The sequence below is a fragment of the Streptomyces sp. NPDC015220 genome, assembly GCF_043079345.1.
Taxonomy (GTDB): Bacteria; Actinomycetota; Actinomycetes; order Streptomycetales; family Streptomycetaceae; genus Streptomyces.
The window spans coordinates 22,793-40,443 of the sequence record NZ_JBIBUK010000032.1 but is presented as its reverse complement, the minus strand read 5'-3'; the positions used below and the strand labels follow the sequence as shown (position 1 = coordinate 40,443).

Below are 17,651 nucleotides of genomic sequence, written 5' to 3'. Positions count from 1 at the left end.
GAGCCGACAATGAACTGGTTCAGGCTAGGCCCTGTGGTCAAATTCCCGTCGCCCGCCCTGCGGGCCGGGGCCCGGCGCCGGGCGGGCGGGAGTCCGGCCGCTGGTGCCGAGGCCCTGCTGTGCCAGGGTCCAGCGCGCGATGCGGTGCAGGAGGGCGTCCGGGGCGGCGTTCTCGGCGTGGCCCATGCCGGGCTCCAGCCAGAGTTCGCCCCGGTCGCCGGCGGCCGCGGCCAGCGTGCGGGGGTGGTCGAGCGGGAAGTAGGCGTCCCGGTCGCCGTGCACGATCAGCAGCGGCACGGGCGCGATGCGCGGGACCGCCTCCACCGGGGAGAGCGGAACCGGGTCCCAGTCGCGGTGGTGGATCCGGGTGCGGAAGCCGTAGCGGCCCACCAGGCGTCCCTCGGGGCGCGTGACCAGCCAGTGCAGCCGGCGCATGGGGGCCGTGCCCCGGTAGTACCAGCGCGCCGGCGCGCTCACGGAGACCACGGTGTCCGTCCCCGCCCCGGCCCGCGCCCCCGCGCGCCCCCACGCCTCCGAACGCCCCGACGCCTCCGCCACCGTCTCCGTCCCGGCGTCCGCCGGGTCGGCCCCCTCGCCGTACAGCGCCGCGTGCCGCAGCACCACCGAGCCGCCCATGGAGAAGCCGACGGTCGCCACCCGCGGGTGCCCGAAGCCGCGCGCCCAGGCCACCGCGGCCGCCAGGTCCAGCACCTCCCGGTCGCCGACCGTCGAGCGCCCGCCGGAGGACCCGTGACCGCGGAAGGAGAAGGTCACCACGGCCCCGTACCGGGCGAGCACCCGGGCGACCCGGCGCACGTGCGGCCGGTCGAGGTCACCCGTGAAACCGTGTGCGACAACGAACACCAGATCGACTGAGGGTGGCCCCGAGGCGGCGTCCGGACGGCCGCCGGAGCCCCCGCGTACGGCTGCTCCCGGCTCGTACACCACCTCCACCGGCACCCCGTCCGCCGTGCGCAGGAACCTCCTGACACGGGTGCGCGGCGGCGTCCCGGACCCCGGGACGTCCGTCGAACGCGCCACATGACCTGCCGAATCCGAGCCCATGTCGGCTATTCTGCTGCGAAGAGGACTCGGGCAGCGAAGCCCCCGGGTCCTTTCGTGCTTTCGGAAGCGTTGTACACGGCGCGGGAAACCGCGGGTGTACGCCGCGGTCGAACGCGCGGTGGCTCTTGGGGTTCCTACGGAGGCCCGGGATCCGCGGCGGGGCCCAGGGGCGCGGGACCCGCACCACGACGAAGCGACGATGAGTGCCGCATACGTCCTCGCAGGGACCCGAGGAGGAACCAGACGCCATGGACGAGCGAACCGTGCACGAAGAACGCGTGCCGACCCGGGCAGGTGGGTCGCGATGAGTTCACTGCTGCTGCTGACCAATGCCCTCCAACCGTCGGCGGAGGTGCTTCCCGCCCTCGGCCTGCTGCTGCACAACGTGCGCGTGGCCCCCGCCGAGGGACCCGCGCTCGTCGACACGCCGGGCGCCGACGTGATCCTGGTCGACGGGCGGCGCGACCTGCCGCAGGTGCGCAGCCTGTGCCAGCTGCTGCGTTCCACCGGGCCCGGCTGTCCGCTGGTCCTGGTCGTCACCGAGGGCGGCCTGGCGGCCGTCACCGCCGACTGGGGCATCGACGACGTGCTGCTGGACACCGCGGGCCCCGCCGAGGTGGAGGCCCGCCTCCGGCTGGCCATGGGCCGGCAGCAGATCGGCGGCGACGACTCCCCCATGGAGATCCGCAACGGCGACCTGTCCGTGGACGAGGCGACCTACAGCGCCAGGCTCAAGGGCCGGGTGCTGGACCTCACCTTCAAGGAGTTCGAGCTCCTGAAGTACCTCGCGCAGCACCCGGGCCGCGTCTTCACCCGCGCCCAGCTGCTCCAGGAGGTCTGGGGCTACGACTACTTCGGCGGCACCCGGACCGTCGACGTGCACGTGCGGCGGCTGCGCGCCAAGCTCGGCCCCGAGCACGAGTCGCTGATCGGCACGGTCCGCAACGTCGGTTACCGGTTCGTCACTCCCGAGAAGGCCGACCGTGCCGCGGAGGAGGCCAAGACCAAGGCGAGCCGGACGAATCGGGGCGATGCGGCCAAGACGGCGAGCCCGGCCCGTCAGGAGGCCCCGGCGGAGGCGTAGCGGGGGGCGTGGCAGGGCGTTGCGTCCGCACATCCAAGCTGTGAAACGCCCTGCCCGGAAGCGGGTCCATCCGCGTAGACTCCGCGCGTGGCCAAGGTGACTCGGGACGACGTGGCGAGGCTGGCGGGGACTTCCACCGCCGTTGTCAGCTACGTCATCAACAACGGACCCCGGCCGGTCGCCCCGGCCACGCGCGAGCGCGTCCTCGCCGCGATCAAGGAGCTGGGGTACCGGCCCGACCGGGTCGCGCAGGCGATGGCCTCGCGGCGCACCGACCTGATAGGCCTGATCGTCCCGGACGCCCGGCAGCCCTTCTTCGGCGAGATGGCGCACGCCGTGGAGTGGGCCGCCGCCGAGCGAGGGAAGATGGTCCTCGTCGGCAACTCCGACTACGTCGGCGAGCGCGAGGTCCACTACCTGCGGGCGTTCCTCGGAATGCGGGTCTCGGGACTCATCCTGGTCTCCCACGCGCTCAACGACCTGGCCGCCGCCGAGATCGACGCCTGGGAAGCCCGGGTGGTGCTGCTGCACGAGCGGCCCGAGGCGATCGACGACGTGGCCGTGGTCACCGACGACCTGGGCGGCGCGCAACTGGCCGTACGGCATCTGCTGGAGCACGGCTACGAGTACGTCGCCTGCATGGGCGGCACGGCCGACACCCCGGCGGTGGGCGACCCGGTCTCCGACCACGTCGAGGGCTGGCGGCGCGCGATGGCCGAGGCCGGGCTGCCGACCGAGGGGCGCCTGTTCGAGGCGCCGTACAACCGCTACGACGCCTACCGGGTGGGCCTGGAGGTGCTCGCCGGGCCCGACCGCCCGCCGGCCGTCTTCTGCTCCACCGACGACCAGGCGATCGGTCTGCTGCGGGCCGCGCGGGAGCTGCGCATCGACGTGCCGGGCGAGCTCGCGGTGGCCGGTTTCGACGACATCAAGGAGGCGGCGCTGGCGGATCCGCCGCTGACCACGGTCGCCTCCGACCGGTCGGCGATGGCCCGGGCGGCCGTGGACCTGGTGCTGGACGACGGGCTGCGGGTCGCCGGTTCACGGCGGGAGCGGCTGAAGGTGTTCCCGTCCCGGCTGGTGGTACGCAGGTCCTGCGGCTGCGCGTAGCGGCCCCACCGCGGGTCCGTGGCCGCGCGCGTCACCGCGCCGCGAGGCCCGCCTCCGCGCCTGCTACCGCCGTCTCGGCGAGGCTCCTTATATCGGGCATACGAGGTTCTGTCGGGCTTCTCAGCGGGCCCTCAGGAAGCTCTCATGATCACGGGGCACTCTCATTGACATGACCGAGAGCATCCGCCGCAGCGGCGAGTACGAGACCCCCCAGGGTGACGGGCCGGGCCCGTTCGCGTACCAGCAGCAGCACGCTTACAGCCCCGTGAACCCGGAGTGGCCGCCCCCGCCCGCGTACCCCCCGGCGCAGCCCGTCGCCGGCGCGCCGGACGCGCACGGCGGCCCCGGCCGGGACGGCGGCGGCTCCGCTCTCCCGCCGGCCGGCGGCCCGGCCCCGGTCGTACCCGCACCCGCCCCCAGGAAGCGCGCCAAGGGCCCGCTCGCACTGCTCGCCGCCGTGGCGATCGCCGCCGCGGCCGTGGGCGGCGGCACCGCGTACGCCTTCCAGGAGCTCGCCGGCAAGGACACCGTCGCCACCGGCGGCGCCGGCATCCATGTGGTGCCCTCCAGCCAGCGGGGCAGCATCTCGGCGATCGCCAAGGCGGTCAGCCCGAGCGTCGTCGAGATCACCGCCACGCTGAACAACGGCACGTCCACCGGCTCCGGTGTGGTCATCACCGGCAACGGCGAGATCGTCACCAACAACCACGTCATAGCGGGCGCCTCGACCATCAAGGCACGCACCAGCGACGGGAGGACCTACGGCGCGCAGGTCGTCGGCACCGACTCCTCCAAGGACCTCGCCCTGATCAAGCTGGACGGCGCCTCCGGCCTGAAGGCGGCCGCGCTCGGCGACTCCGGCGGCGTGGCGGTCGGCGACCAGGTCGTCGCCATCGGCTCCCCCGAGGGCCTGACCGGCACCGTCACCAGCGGTATCGTCTCCGCCCTGCACCGGGACGTGACCGTGTCCACCGACGAGAGCCAGGGACAGGACCAGGGCCAGGGCGACGGCCAGTGGCCGTTCCAGTTCGGCGGCCGGCAGTTCAACGGCGACACCGGCTCCTCCACGACCACCTACAAGGCCATCCAGACCGACGCGTCCCTCAACCCGGGCAACTCCGGCGGCGCGCTGATCGACATGAACGGCGACATCGTCGGCATCAACTCGGCGATGTACTCGTCGGCGGCGAGTTCGGACTCGTCCAACGCCGGCAGCGTCGGCCTCGGCTTCGCCATCCCGATCAACACCGTCAAGTCCGACCTGACCAAGCTGCGCTCCGGATCGCAGAGCTGAAACGGTCCGAACCGATCCGACTCGGTCCGCCTCGGCCTGGAGCGACCCGAAGTGCGACACCGGCAGGGCGTCCGGCACAGTACAAGGAGCACGTCATGATCCAGCAGGTTGCGCACCACAGCATCGAGAACGTCGAAGCGGCCGCCTCCGTCGGCGTCACCTTCCCCCTGGCTCCGACCCGGAAGCCCCTCGCCCCCGTCCACCGGACCCCGGACCCCGATGCCCTGGTCCCCCAGCTGATGGGTCTGCGCACCTCCGCCGCGCGGCCGCACCGCCACAAGGTGCCGCTGCGCCGGCTGACCGCGGTCGCGGCGTGAGCGACGGCTCGTACCGCCGGCCGGACCGGGACCCGTCGGGGGCGGTCGCGCCGTGAGCGACGGCGCGTACCGCCCGCCGGCCCGGAAACGTGCGAGGCTGACACCGTCCCGCCCACACCCCACCGCCTCCCGAGGAAGACCGAACGATGAGCCCCGCCGACGGCGACCGCGACCGTGACCGCGACCCCCAGCGCATCCTGATCGTCGACGACGAGCCCGCGGTGCGCGAAGCACTCCAGCGCAGCCTCGCGTTCGAGGGGTACGGCACGGAGGTCGCCGTGGACGGTGCGGACGCGCTGGAGAAGGCGACCGCCTACCAGCCGGACCTGGTCGTCCTCGACATCCAGATGCCGCGCATGGACGGCCTGACGGCGGCCCGCCGCATCCGGGGCGCCGGCGACACCACCCCCATCCTGATGCTGACCGCCCGCGACACCGTCGGCGACCGGGTCACCGGGCTCGACGCCGGGGCGGACGACTACCTGGTCAAGCCGTTCGAGCTGGACGAGCTGTTCGCCCGCATCCGGGCCCTGCTGCGCCGCAGCTCCTACGTGTCCGCCGTGGCGGGCGCGGCCGACGAGGGCGACGCGCTCACCTTCGGCGACCTGCGCATGGACCTCGCCACGCGTGAGGTCACCCGCGGCGGACGCCAGGTGGAGCTGACCCGCACCGAGTTCACGCTCCTGGAAATGTTCATGGCCCATCCGCGCCAGGTGCTCACCCGTGAGCAGATCCTGAAGGCGGTCTGGGGCTTCGACTTCGAGCCCTCGTCGAACTCGCTCGACGTCTACGTGATGTACCTGCGCCGCAAGACCGAGGCCGGGGGCGAGCCGCGCCTGGTCCACACGGTGCGCGGGGTCGGGTACGTCCTGCGGCAGGGCGGCGCCGAGTGATCCGGGCCGTGCGCCGCTACCGCACCCTCCCGATCCGCTCCCGGCTGGCGCTGCTGGTGGCGGCGGCGGTGGCGTTCGGCGTGGCCGCGGTGTCCGTGACGTGCTGGTTCATCGTGAAGGGCCGGCTGATCGCCCAGGTGGACGAGGACCTGAAACAGGCGACGAAGCAGCCGCAGCGCTACTCGGAGGTCGTGGGCGCCCTCAGCGACTGCACCCAGACCCCGCAGGGGGCCCAGGGCGAGCTGCGGACCCGGGAGAACCTCTACCTCGAACTGGTCCGGCCGGACGGCCCGCCCTGCGTCTCGTCCAACTCGGCGGGCGTGGTGTCGGCCACCGCCGCCGACAAGGAGGTGATCCGGTACGCCGCCCAGGGCCGGGGCCGGCTGGTCTCCCGCTACGGCACCGACGGCGACGGCAACGCCGTACGGGTGCTGACCGTGCCCCTGGTCGTGACCCAGGGCCTGGGCACCGAACCCCATCTGTTCCCCGGCGCCGCCCTCCTGGTCGCCACCCCGCTCGGGAGCACCCATGCCACCCTCAACGACCTGGCGCTGATCCTCCTCCTCGTCTCCGGCCTGGGGGTCGTCGGCGCCGGCGCGGCCGGTCTCGCCGTCGCCCGCGCGGGGCTGCGCCCGGTCGACAAGCTCACCGAGGCCGTCGAGCACGTGGCCCGCACCGAGGACCTGACCATCCGCATCCCCGTGGCGGACGACAGCGAGGACGAGGTCGCCCGGCTGTCCCGCTCCTTCAACTCCATGACCGCGTCCCTGGCCTCCTCCCGCGACCTCCAGCAGCAGCTCATCGCCGACGCCGGCCACGAACTCCGTACGCCCCTGACGTCCCTGCGCACCAACATCGAACTCCTCACCCGCAGCGAGGAGACCGGCCGGCCGCTGCCCGAGGGGGACCGCAAGGCCCTGCTGGCCTCGGTGAAGGCCCAGATGACGGAGCTGGCCTCCCTCATCGGCGACCTCCAGGAACTGTCCCGCTCGGACAGCCAGCGCGGCGAACGCATCCAGGTGGTCCCACTCCAGGACACCGTGGAGGCCGCGCTGCGCCGCGCCCGGCTGCGCGGCCCGGAGCTGACGATCACCGCGGACGTGGAGCCCTGGTTCGTACGCGCGGAACCGTCCGCGCTGGAGCGGGCCGTCGTCAACATCCTGGACAACGCGGTGAAGTTCAGCCCCGAGGGCGGCACGATCGACGTACGGCTCACCGACGGCGTCCTCACGGTCCGCGACCACGGGCCCGGCATCTCCGCCGACGAACTCCCGCACGTCTTCGACCGCTTCTGGCGCTCCCCGAGCGCCCGCGCACTGCCCGGTTCGGGCCTGGGCCTGTCCATCGTCGCCCGCACCGTCCGGCAGTCCGGCGGCGAGGTCGCCCTGTCCCCGGCCGAGGACGGCGGCACGGTGGCGACGGTGCGGCTGCCGGGGGCGCCGACCCCGCCGCCGGAGACGCCGGGCGCACAGCCCCGCCCGTGACGCCCGCGCCCGGCCACGGACCCACCCGCGACGCCGGGCCCACGGGCTCGCGTCCTGAGGCGCGTACGGCCGTCCCGCCTGCCACGGCCGGTCGCACCGCGGCCGTACGCCGGATGCGCGGAAGCCGGATCCCGTCCGCCCGCGGGCTACGGCGGCGCCGTCCGCGCCCGGTGCCCCGCGACCGTCCTGTCGCGGACCACTGCCGGACGATCGGTCCGGCTCTGTACGCTCTGAGCCATGACCAGCGACGACACCGCACCGATCGCCCGCAGCCTCGACACCCTCTCCGAACTCTCCGCGGACCAGGCCGAAGCCGTGCTCGACCTGCTGGCGGCAGCGGCCCGCGAGGACGGTCAGCAGGCGGTGTCCGAACAGGGCCGGCTGCAACTGCGCGGCGGCGCCCGCGAGGGCGTGTCCCACCTGCTGCTCAGCGTCGACGGCGAACTCGTCGGCTACGCGCAGCTGGAGGACACCGACCCGGTGGAGGCGCCCGCCGCCGAGCTGGTCGTCCACCCCGGCCACCGCGGGCACGGGCACGGGCGGGCGCTCGGCGCCGCGCTGCTGGCCGCCTCCGGCAAGCGGCTGCGGGTGTGGGCGCACGGCGGACACTCCGCCGCCCGCCACCTCGCACAGGTCCTCGGCCTCACCCTCTTCCGCGAACTGCGCCAGATGCGGCGGCCGTTGACGGACTTCGAGCTGCCCGAGCCGGTGCTGCCCGAGGACGTGACGGTCCGCGCCTTCGTCCCCGGCCAGGACGACGCCGCGTGGCTCGCCGTGAACGCGGAGGCGTTCGCCCACCACCCCGAGCAGGGCTCCCTCACCCAGCGGGACCTCGACGACCGCGAGGCGCAGGAGTGGTTCGACCCGCGCGGGTTCTTCCTGGCCGAGCGCGCGGGCCGGCTGGTCGGCTTCCACTGGACCAAGGTGCACGAGCGGGAACGGCTCGGCGAGGTGTACGTCCTCGGCGTCCGTCCCGGCGCCCAGGGCGGCGGGCTCGGCAAGGCCCTTACGGTGATCGGTCTGCGCCACCTGGCCGCGGCGGGCCTGCCGACCGCGATGCTGTACGTCGACGCCGACAACAAGGCCGCGGTGGCGGTCTACGAGCGGATGGGCTTCACGACGTACGAGACGGACCTCATGTACCGCACGGAGACGTGACACCGAGGCCGCGCGCCTCGGACACCGCGCAGGACGGGGCGCGCGCGCTTCAGGCGCCGCACGGCGACGGGAGGGGGCGCGCGCGCTTCAGGCGCCGCACGACGACGGGAGGGGGCCCGCGCGCTTCAGGCGCCGCACGGGGACGGGGCGTCGGGGCCGGGAGTGCGGGTGCGCGTCGCGTGCCGCGGCCGGCCCAGCGGTTCCGGCAGGCACGCGACGCACGTCACCGCCGCCGCGACCAGCAGCACCGACCACCACCGGTGCGCCACCGCCCAGCCGGGGTCGCCGGGCTGCACCAGCAGGTTCCACCTGCTCGGCGCCAGCACCGCGGCGGCGGCCGTCGCGAGCAGCGTGAGCGCCACGCCCGCGCCGGGGCTCGGTTCGGTCCGCAGCCGTACGGAGGCCGCCGCCAGGGCCACGGCGGCCGCGCAGATCGTGGCCGCCTCCAGCGTGACCGCGCCGGCCGGCGGCCGGGCCGCCCCGGGCACCAGGAACAGCGCGGCCGTCCACCACACCCCCGCGAGGGGCGCGACGAGCGCCAGCCGCAGCCCGGCCCGTACGGGTCGCCGCACCGGCACCGCCTCGGTGGTCCGCCGGGCGGGGTCGTCGAACAGGAACGCCAGCCCGAACCCGCCGACGAGCGCGGCCAGTCGGAGCACCAGGAGGCCGGTCACCGCCCCCGGCGCCTGCCCGGGCAGCCGGGTCCCGGCGGCGATCGCCGCCCCCAGACCGCCCGCGGCCCCCAGCACCCGCCAGGGCAGCACCCGCCACACCACCCCGGCCAGCGTCCGCAGCGCGGCCGTGCGCCCCGCGCCGCCGCGGGCCTCGTCCGTGTCCTTCGCCTCTACTCGTGGCACGAGTTCCCCGCCTCCCCGCCCAGGCCGGTGGCCGGGACGCTCAGCAGTCGCGCCACCCGGGCGGTGTCGACGCCAGGCGTGGTGAGCTCCGTCCAGTGCGCCCTGACCCGCGCCGTCACCTCGGCGCGCGGGCGGTGCAGCAGCTCGGTGACGACCTTGGTCTGGCCGGCGCTCATCAGCAGACCGGTCGTGGGCGTCAGGACGTACGCGCCGCCCTCGGTGCTGTCGTCGAGCCGGACGGCGCGCAGGCTGCGGAGCGGGTCGGGGTCGGCGCCCAGCGCCAGCCACATGATGGTGACCACCCGGCCGTCGCACACCCGGCCGGCCGCCTCCTCGTCCCCGGCGACCAGCACGGCGGCCAGCCCGGCCGAGAACTCGGGGACGCGGTTGCCGCCCCAGCGGGTGCCGACGGTGACGGCGCCGGGCGTGCCGAGCGGGTCGTAGGAGGCGTCGCCGTCGAGGCCGTAGCGGGCCTCCACGCGCTGCCGCACGGTCAGCGGCCGGGCGGCGGCGTCGCCGCGCGCGAGGGAGCGGACGCGGTCGACGGCCTTCGCCCAGTCGGCGGTCCGGCCGGTCCACTCGGGCAGCGCGCAGTACGTCGTAGCGCCGCGCACGGTGCAGGACTCCACGCTCTCCGGGTGTGCGGACACCTTGGTCCGGGCCGCCTGGAGCGCGGCGGACGGGCCCGGGGACTGGCCGGCGACGCCGGCGGCGGTGGCGGCCAGCGCCACGGCGGTCGCCACCCTGATCCGGACGGAGCGGCCGCCGGCGCGCAGCAGCGCGGCGCACAGCAGGAGCGCGGTCAGGCCGGTGAGGTAGAGCGCGTGCCAGGCGGCCGGGCGGCCGACCAGGTCGGAGGGGAGCGGGTCCGCGCCGGTCTCGGTCACGACCGGGGACAGCCACCGGGACCAGTGGGCGTCGTCGGCGAGCACCAGGAAGTCCAGGACGGCGACGTAGGCGGCGACCGCGAGGAGCGGGGCGGCGAAGGAGGAGGGGATCAGCCGCGCCAGCAGCACACCGGCGACGCCGCACAGCAGCACCGTCAGCGGGGCCACCGCGAGTTCGAAGAACGAGCCGTGGCCGACCGCGCCCGGCCTGAGCGCCGCCCAGCCGAAGCGGACGGCGACGACCAGGCCGGTGAACAGGGCGAACGGGAGGACCGAGAGGGCGTGCGCGAGGGTGCGCCGCCACGGTTCCATGACCAGGGTGTCGAAGTGCTGGTCGGTGCCCCGGCGGCGGGAGCGCAGCACCGCCCGGTTGGCGCAGACGAACAGGGCGACGCCGAGCAGCACGGCGCTGCCCTGGGTGGCCCGGTCGGCGTCCTGGAGGGCCGGGTAGTCGGCCATGCCCTCGCGGCCGGTGAGCTCGTGCCAGCCGGGGTGGCCGGAGAACATCTGCCAGGCGGCCGAGGCCGTGTAGACCACGAAGAAGAGCAGGACGACCGCCTGTTGGAGCAGTTCGCGCGCCTCGAACAGGGCGAGGGCGAGGACGGCTCGCGCGCGCGGGCCGCCGGCGACCGGGGCAGGGGTCACCGCGGTGGCCGGGGTGGTGACGGTCGTGGTCATCGGGCGCTCGCCTCCGCTCCGGTGCCGTCCAGGGTGAGCAGGTAGCCGTCCTCCAGGGTGGGTTCCAGCAGGTCGGCGCCCTCGGGCGGATCGCCGACGTTTCGGAAGGAGCCGGTGCCGGTGCGCCAGCCGGCGCGGGCGCCCGGGGCGCGCTCGGCGCTGGACCACACCCGGCCGGCCGCCCGCGCGGTCAGTTCGGCGGGAGTGCCCTCGAAGCGGATCCGGCCGCCGGCCATCACGATCACCCGGTGGCAGAGCATCGCGACGTCCTCGGTCTGGTGGGTGGAGAGCAGCACGGTGCGGCCCTCGCCGGCGCGGCCGACCAGGTCCCTGAAGCGCATCCGCTGCTCGGGGTCGAGGCCGGCGGTGGGCTCGTCCAGGACGAGGAAGCGGGGGGCGCCGACCAGCGCGGCGGCCAGCGCGACGCGCTGGCGCATGCCTCCCGAGAGCCGTTTGATCCGCCGGCCGCGCACATCGCCGAGATCGACCTCCTCCAGTACCCGCCGCACCTCGCGGTGGCGGGCCGCGCGGTCGGTGAGCTCCTTGAGGATCGCCACGTAGTCGACGAACGCGAAGGCCGTGAAGTCCGGGTGGAAACCGGGGTTCTGCGGCAGGTAGCCGAGGGCGCGGCGGACCGCCAGGCGGCCCGCGACCGTGGCCGGGTCGTGGCCGAGGACGGTGAAGGCGCCCCGGTCGGCGGGCACGGCGGTGGCCAGCACCCGCAACAGGGTGGTCTTGCCGGCCCCGTTGGGTCCGAGCAGCGCGGTGATGCCCTCCTCCAGCCGCAGCGCCACGTCGTCGAGGGCGGCGGTGCCGCCGTAGCGGAGGGTGAGCCCGGAGGCGGAGACGGTGGCGGTCACGAGGCACTCCCGTAGGAAGGGTCGAGGGTGAAAAGGGCGCGGGTCACGGCGGACCGCGGGGTGAGGACGGCGGCGGTCACGGCCGGTCCCGGTGCGGCGCGTCGGTGTACGGCGTGCGGGCGGTGGCGAAGTCAAAGCGGTCGCGCACCTGGAAGAGGAGCACGGTGGCGAGGGCGGCGACGGCGGCGGCGGCGCCCTGCCCGGCCGGGGTGAACGGCGGCAGCGGCGCGTCGCCGTGCCGCCGGACCACCGCCACCAGCAGGAACACCACCCAGGCGGCGCCGGTCAGGGCGGGCGCGAGGACCGCCCCCAGCCGGGGGGTGAGCGCGAGCCCGGTCGCGGTGAGGGCGAGCGCGGGCAGCAGCCAGGCCAGCGCCCGCAGCCCGTAGCCGGGCAGGGCGAGGGTGGCCAGTCCGTTCACGCCGAGCCCGACGGCCAGCACGGCCACCGTGCGCACCAGCACCAGCCGGAACCCGTGCAGCGGGGCGACCACGGCCATCTCGTGCGTCGGGTCGAGCACGGGCCCGTACGCCAGCGCCACTCCGGCCAGCGGCAGCAGCGGGGCGAGGGCGAGGAACAGGGTGGGCGAGTGGGCCGGGCGCAGGGCGTCCGACGCCGCCGCGGTCATGACCAGTACGGCGGTCACGGCGATCAGCCAGGAGCGGCGCAGCACCGGTGTGGCGGCCAGCAGCCGCGCGGTGTGGTCGGCGACGCCCAGCCGCAGCATCAGCCCTTCGAGCGGCCCCGGGCGGGGCGCGTCCAGCTCGGCGTCCAGCCGCGCCCATGCGGCGTCGAGCGCGGCCGGGTCGGCGAGCGCGGCGAGCCGGACCCGGCACTCGGCGCAGCCGGCGAGGTGGGTGTCGGTGGACCACAGCAGCGGCGGGGCCAGCTCGCCGCGGTCGTAGGCGCGCAGCTCCTCCTCGGCCAGGTGCCAGGGCCCTCGAGGGTTCGTGTCGCCGCTCATGCCAGCGCCTCCCGCAGTTGCTTGCGGGCGCGCAGGGCCCGCGTCTTGACCGTGCCGGGCGGAATGTCGAGCAGGACGGCCGCCTCCCGGGTGGTGAGTCCGTCGATCACCGTCGCCTGGAGGACGGCCCGCAGTTCCGGCGACAGGCGGGTGAGGGCGCCCGCGAGGTCCCCGTGCTCGACCCCCGAGAGCACGCGTTCCTCGGCGGACGCCTCGTCGCGGTGGCGCAGCCGGGCGAGCGCCTGGCGCAGCCGGCCGCGCGCCCCGTCGCCGCGCAGCGCGTCGATCAGGCGCCGCGCGCCGATCCGCCACAGCCAGCCGGCGACGTCGCCCTCCTGCCGGTAGTGGGCCTTGCCGCGCCAGACGGCGAGGAAGGTCTCCTGGACGACGTCGTCGACCATCGCGGGATCGGCGCAGCGGCCGCGCAGCCGCGCGGCCAGCCACGGCGCGTACCGCCGGTACAGCTCCTCGAAGGCGCGCCGGTCCCGGTCCGCCGCGATGGCCCGCAGCAGTTCCCCGTCGCTTCTCGTTCCGCTCACGTCCCCTCATCGGACCGGCCCGGCCGTTCGGTTCACGGCACGGGCGACCATTTTCCGGACCGGGCCCCGGACGCCTCGGCCGCCGGTCCCGTACGGTCTCCCCGCCGGCCGGAGGACGTCCGGACGCCCGCGGGCCGCACCCCGCTATCCCGCACGTCATGTCTCCGTAACCGGTGATTCAGACAGGCTTGCGACGCTCACTCAATGACGCCCGCCGTGCCAGAGCCTCCGCCGCCCGCAGAGGGGTCCGCCGCCGTGCTCCCGCCCGCGCTCTCCGACGCGCCTGTATCCCATCGGGCGCGGAAGAATGGGTTCATGAGCCAGCCAGACACCCAGGCAGCACAGGTCCAGCCCTCCGTGGGCTCGATAGCCGCCCACCGCCCGCACACCGTGGCGGCGCCGGTCTCCGACCTGGATCCCGACATCGACGCCGACCTCGATGCCTACGAGGAGTCGGCGCAGGACGCCGAAGCGCTGCCGCAGGGCCGGTTCCTCGACCGGGAGCGCAGCTGGCTCGCCTTCAACGAGCGGGTCCTCGAACTCGCCGAGGACCCGAACACGCCCCTGCTGGAGCGGGCGAACTTCCTCGCGATCTTCGCCAGCAACCTGGACGAGTTCTTCATGGTCCGGGTGGCCGGTCTCAAGCGCCGGATCGCCACCGGCGTCGCCACCCGCTCCGCCTCCGGGCTCCAGCCGCGCGAGGTGCTGGAGATGATCTGGGCGCGCTCGCGCGAGCTCATGGCCCGGCACGCCGCCTGCTACCACGAGGACGTCGCCCCCGCCCTCGCGGAGGAGGGCATCCACCTGGTCCGCTGGACGGAGCTGACGGAGAAGGAGCAGGCCCGCCTGTTCACCCTCTTCCGGCACCGCATCTTCCCCGTGCTGACCCCGCTGGCCGTGGACCCCGCGCACCCCTTCCCCTACATCTCCGGCCTCTCCCTGAACCTGGCCGTCGTGGTGCGCAACCCGGTCACCGGCCACCGCCACTTCGCCCGGGTCAAGGTGCCGCCGCTGCTGTCCCGCTTCCTGGAGAGCTCCCCGGGCCGCTACGTCCCCCTCGAGGACGTCATCGCCGCCCACCTGGAGGAGCTGTTCCCGGGCATGGAGGTCCTGGAGCACCACACCTTCCGGCTCACCCGCAACGAGGACCTGGAGGTCGAGGAGGACGACGCCGAGAACCTGCTCCAGGCCCTGGAGAAGGAGCTCATGCGGCGCCGCTTCGGGCCGCCGGTGCGCCTGGAGGTCGAGGAGTCCATCGACCGCGAGGTCCTGGACCTGCTGGTGCGCGAGCTGAAGATCTCCGAGGCGGAGGTCTACCCGCTCCCCGGCCCGCTCGACCTCACCGGCCTGTTCCGCATCCACAGCCTGGACCGGCCCGAGCTGAAGTACCCCAAGTTCGTCGCCGGCACCCACCGCGACCTCGCCGAGGTCGAGTCGGCGTCCCCGCCGGACATCTTCGCCGCGCTGCGCAGCCGGGACGTGCTCCTGCACCACCCCTACGACTCGTTCTCCACCTCCGTCCAGGCCTTCCTGGAGCAGGCCGCCGCCGACCCGGACGTCCTCGCCATCAAGCAGACCCTGTACCGCACCTCGGGCGACTCCCCCATCGTCGACGCGCTCATCGACGCGGCCGAGTCCGGCAAGCAGGTCCTCGTCCTGGTCGAGATCAAGGCCCGCTTCGACGAGCACGCCAACATCAAGTGGGCGCGCAAGCTGGAGGAGGCCGGCTGCCACGTCGTGTACGGCCTCGTCGGTCTGAAGACCCACTGCAAGCTGTCCCTGGTGGTCCGCCAGGAGGGCGACGACACGCTGCGGCGCTACAGCCACGTCGGCACCGGCAACTACCACCCCAAGACGGCCCGCCTCTACGAGGACCTCGGCCTGCTCACCGCGGACCCGCAGGTCGGCGCGGACCTCTCCGACCTCTTCAACCGGCTCTCCGGCTACTCCCGCCGCGAGACCTACCGCAGGCTGCTCGTCGCCCCCAAGTCCCTGCGGGACGGCCTGGTCTCCCGGATCAACAAGGAGATCCAGCACCACCGCGCCGGGCGGCCCGCCTTCATCCGCGTCAAGGTCAACTCGATGGTGGACGAGGCGGTCGTCGACGCGCTCTACGGCGCCTCGCAGGCCGGCGTGCCGGTCGACGTGTGGGTGCGCGGCATCTGCGCCCTGCGCCCCGGCGTGCCGGGCCTGTCGGAGAACATCAGGGTCCGCTCGATCCTCGGCCGCTTCCTGGAGCACTCCCGGGTCTTCGCCTTCGGCAACGGCGGTGAACCCGAGGTGTGGATCGGCAGCGCCGACATGATGCACCGCAACCTCGACCGCCGTATCGAGGCCATGGTCCGGGTCACCGACCCGGCCCACCGGGCGGCCCTGAACCGGCTGCTCGAGACCGGCATGTCCGACACCACCGCCTCCTGGCACCTCGGCCCGGACGGCGACTGGACCCGGCACGCGACCGACTCGGACGGCCAGCCCCTGCGCAACGTCCAGGAGATGCTCATAGACGCCCGGAGGCGCCGGCGTGGCACAGCGACACCTTGACCCGACGGACCCCACGGCCGCCGCGCCCGTGGCCGCCGACGCCCTCGCGGCCTATCTGCGGGCCCAGGCCACGGAGTTCCTCCGGGCCCTGCGCCTGCACCGCGAGACCGGCGGCGGCGCGGCGGGCGGCACGGCGGAGTCCGGCGACGCGGCGCGCGCCCTGCGCCACTCGGCCCGCCGCATCAGCGGCAGCCTGCACACCTTCCGCCCCCTGCTGGAGGAGGCCTGGGCGGAGGAGCTGCGCCCCGAACTGGCCTGGCTCTCCGGCACGCTGGCCCGGGAACACGCCTACCAGGCCCGCCTGGACCGCCTGTTGCTCGCCCTGCACCGGCTGTCGCCCCGGACCGATCCGGCTCCGGCCGGCAACGCCCAGGTGCCCGTCGGCCGGGCCGCCGCCGACCTGGCCGCGGCCGGCCGGACCGCCGCGGCGGTGGGGGTCTCCCCCGCGCCGGAGCCCGTCAGCGGCTCCCGGGGGAGAGCGGCCGCCGGGGGCATCCCCGGCCAGAAGGGCCTGGCGGAGGCGCCCGGCGACGCCCTGGCCCACCCGCCGGCACCGGGCCGCGGCAACCTCACCGTGGGCGCCGCCAAGGCCGGCGCCCTCCTGGACCGCCAGCTCACCCTCGCCCGCACCCGGGCGCACTCGACGGCCCTCCAGGCGCTGGGCTCCTCCCGTTTCCACGCCGTCGCCGACAAGGTCGCCTTACTCGCCAGCGACGTCCCCCTCACCGCCGCCGCGCACGGCATGGACCTGCGCCCGCTGGCCGCCGCCGCCGAGGAACGCCTGACCGACGCCGTGGCCGCGCTGCCCCTGGTCACGGCGGGCAGCCCCTACAACGCCGAGGCGCTGATCCACGGGCTGTCCCCCGACCCGGCGCCGCACCCGCAGGACGCGCCCTGGCACCAGGTGCGCCTGCTGCTGCGCCTGCACCGCTACGCCCAGGAGGCGCTGCGCGGCGGCGAGGAGCCCGACGCCCCGGCCGACCCGAGGCTGCCGGCGGCCGGCCGGGCGCTCAACCGGCACCGGGACGCCTCGGAGGCGGCGGCCGCCGCGTCCTCAGCGGCCCGCACCCCGCGTATCGCCCCGGCGACGGCGTACGCGCTCGGCGTGCTCCACGCCGACCAGCGGCACGAGGTGGAGGCGGCCCGGTTCGCCTTCCAGCAGTCCTGGCAGAAGCGCGCGGTCGGCGCCAACTGAGGAGGGGATCCGGTGACTTCACCGAAGGACGGCGTCGTCCGGGCGGCCGGCTGCGTGCTGTGGCGCCGCTCGCCGGCGACCGGCGCGCTCGAACTGTGCCTGGTGCACCGGCCGAAGTACGACGACTGGTCCTGGCCCAAGGGCAAGCTCGAACGCGGCGAGGACCCGCTCGCGGGCGCCCTGCGCGAGGTGGCCGAGGAGACGGGGTACACCGCCGTGCCCGGCCCGGAACTGAGCACCGTGACCTACACCGCGGACGGCCGCCCGAAACAGGTGCGTTACTGGGCCGCCGAGGCCACGTCGGGCCACTTCACCCCCAACAGGGAGGTGGACCGCCTCCGCTGGCTCGCGCCCGCCCCCGCCCGTGACCGGCTGACCCGGCCGCGCGACGGCGAACTGGTCGACGAACTCCTCGCCGCCCTGCGCCTCGCCTAGACCGGGATCCGCTCGTCCGGACCGGACCGGACCGGACCGGACCGGCTCAGGCGTCTCGCGCGTGTCCCTCCGCGTCCGTGCGCGCCAGACTGCGGGCCCGGCGCGCGGGACCGCGCCAGCCGCAGCTGCACCGGGCCAGACAGAAGCGGCCCTGTTCGACGGTGGTCGTCCGATGGTCCGGGGGTCCGGGGCGCTCGGGGTGTGCCGAGTGCCCCTGGTGTCCGGGGTGCGCCCGGTGTTCCAGGCCGTCCCGGTGCTGCTCCTGGGCGGGGCCGAGCCCCTCCTGC

Annotated in this window: 16 protein-coding genes; 10 read left to right on the top strand and 6 right to left on the bottom strand. The window is 75.0% G+C overall.

Annotated elements, in window-relative coordinates:
* Positions 1 to 24 precede the first annotated feature (24 nt).
* Positions 25 to 1,041, bottom strand: coding sequence for an alpha/beta hydrolase (locus ACF061_RS36140; protein WP_392271281.1), 1,017 nt, complete (start codon positions 1,039 to 1,041; stop codon positions 25 to 27).
* Between the two features lie 328 nt (positions 1,042 to 1,369).
* Between ACF061_RS36140 and ACF061_RS36135 the strand changes: the two genes are divergently transcribed.
* The 7 genes from ACF061_RS36135 (at position 1,370) to mshD (ending at position 8,405) form a co-directional block, all read left to right on the top strand.
* On the top strand, positions 1,370 to 2,149 hold the full coding sequence (locus ACF061_RS36135) for a winged-helix domain-containing protein (protein WP_392271249.1): 780 nt from the start codon (positions 1,370 to 1,372) through the stop codon (positions 2,147 to 2,149).
* A gap of 87 nt (positions 2,150 to 2,236) precedes the next feature.
* Complete coding sequence (locus ACF061_RS36130; RefSeq protein ID WP_392271248.1) at positions 2,237 to 3,259, top strand: LacI family DNA-binding transcriptional regulator; 1,023 nt, start codon at positions 2,237 to 2,239, stop codon at positions 3,257 to 3,259.
* Positions 3,260 to 3,428: 169 nt separating this feature from the next.
* The gene (locus ACF061_RS36125; RefSeq protein ID WP_392271247.1) at positions 3,429 to 4,553 is read left to right on the top strand and encodes a S1C family serine protease; all 1,125 of its coding nucleotides are present in this window, start codon (positions 3,429 to 3,431) and stop codon (positions 4,551 to 4,553) included.
* Between the two features lie 95 nt (positions 4,554 to 4,648).
* Positions 4,649 to 4,870: a hypothetical protein gene (locus ACF061_RS36120; protein WP_392271246.1), complete on the top strand. Its 222-nt coding sequence runs from the start codon at positions 4,649 to 4,651 to the stop codon at positions 4,868 to 4,870.
* Between the two features lie 146 nt (positions 4,871 to 5,016).
* The gene (locus ACF061_RS36115; RefSeq protein WP_392271245.1) at positions 5,017 to 5,763 is read left to right on the top strand and encodes a response regulator transcription factor; all 747 of its coding nucleotides are present in this window, start codon (positions 5,017 to 5,019) and stop codon (positions 5,761 to 5,763) included.
* Complete coding sequence (locus ACF061_RS36110) at positions 5,760 to 7,247, top strand: ATP-binding protein (RefSeq protein ID WP_392271244.1); 1,488 nt, start codon at positions 5,760 to 5,762, stop codon at positions 7,245 to 7,247. Before ACF061_RS36115 ends, ACF061_RS36110 begins: the two co-directional genes overlap by 4 nt.
* Positions 7,248 to 7,484: 237 nt before the next feature.
* On the top strand, positions 7,485 to 8,405 hold the full coding sequence (gene mshD, locus ACF061_RS36105; RefSeq protein ID WP_392271243.1) for a mycothiol synthase: 921 nt from the start codon (positions 7,485 to 7,487) through the stop codon (positions 8,403 to 8,405).
* Positions 8,406 to 8,530: 125 nt separating this feature from the next.
* Here the strand turns inward: mshD and ACF061_RS36100 are convergent, their stop codons facing one another.
* From ACF061_RS36100 to ACF061_RS36080, 5 genes are all read right to left on the bottom strand, one after another.
* The gene (locus tag ACF061_RS36100) at positions 8,531 to 9,262 is read right to left on the bottom strand and encodes an ABC transporter (RefSeq protein ID WP_392271242.1); all 732 of its coding nucleotides are present in this window, start codon (positions 9,260 to 9,262) and stop codon (positions 8,531 to 8,533) included.
* Positions 9,250 to 10,827, bottom strand: a complete 1,578-nt coding sequence (locus ACF061_RS36095) for an ABC transporter permease (protein WP_392271241.1) — start codon at positions 10,825 to 10,827, stop codon at positions 9,250 to 9,252. Before ACF061_RS36095 ends, ACF061_RS36100 begins: the two co-directional genes overlap by 13 nt.
* Entirely contained in the window at positions 10,824 to 11,687 is an 864-nt protein-coding gene (locus ACF061_RS36090; protein ID WP_392271240.1) for an ATP-binding cassette domain-containing protein, read from the bottom strand. Before ACF061_RS36090 ends, ACF061_RS36095 begins: the two co-directional genes overlap by 4 nt.
* Before the next feature lie 76 nt (positions 11,688 to 11,763).
* Complete coding sequence (locus tag ACF061_RS36085; RefSeq protein WP_392271239.1) at positions 11,764 to 12,651, bottom strand: zf-HC2 domain-containing protein; 888 nt, start codon at positions 12,649 to 12,651, stop codon at positions 11,764 to 11,766.
* Entirely contained in the window at positions 12,648 to 13,190 is a 543-nt protein-coding gene (locus ACF061_RS36080; RefSeq protein ID WP_392271238.1) for an RNA polymerase sigma factor, read from the bottom strand. The genes ACF061_RS36085 and ACF061_RS36080 overlap by 4 nt, the downstream gene beginning before the upstream one ends.
* 204 nt (positions 13,191 to 13,394) lie before the next feature.
* Here ACF061_RS36080 and ACF061_RS36075 point away from each other — a divergent pair, with 204 nt between their 5' ends.
* The 3 genes from ACF061_RS36075 to ACF061_RS36065 are packed head-to-tail and all read left to right on the top strand — an operon-like array spanning position 13,395 to position 17,364.
* Positions 13,395 to 15,734: an RNA degradosome polyphosphate kinase gene (locus ACF061_RS36075; RefSeq protein ID WP_392271237.1), complete on the top strand. Its 2,340-nt coding sequence runs from the start codon at positions 13,395 to 13,397 to the stop codon at positions 15,732 to 15,734.
* Positions 15,715 to 16,929, top strand: a complete 1,215-nt coding sequence (locus tag ACF061_RS36070; RefSeq protein ID WP_392271236.1) for a CHAD domain-containing protein — start codon at positions 15,715 to 15,717, stop codon at positions 16,927 to 16,929. Before ACF061_RS36075 ends, ACF061_RS36070 begins: the two co-directional genes overlap by 20 nt.
* Before the next feature lie 12 nt (positions 16,930 to 16,941).
* The gene (locus ACF061_RS36065; protein ID WP_392271235.1) at positions 16,942 to 17,364 is read left to right on the top strand and encodes an NUDIX hydrolase; all 423 of its coding nucleotides are present in this window, start codon (positions 16,942 to 16,944) and stop codon (positions 17,362 to 17,364) included.
* The last annotated feature ends 287 nt before the right edge of the window (positions 17,365 to 17,651 follow it).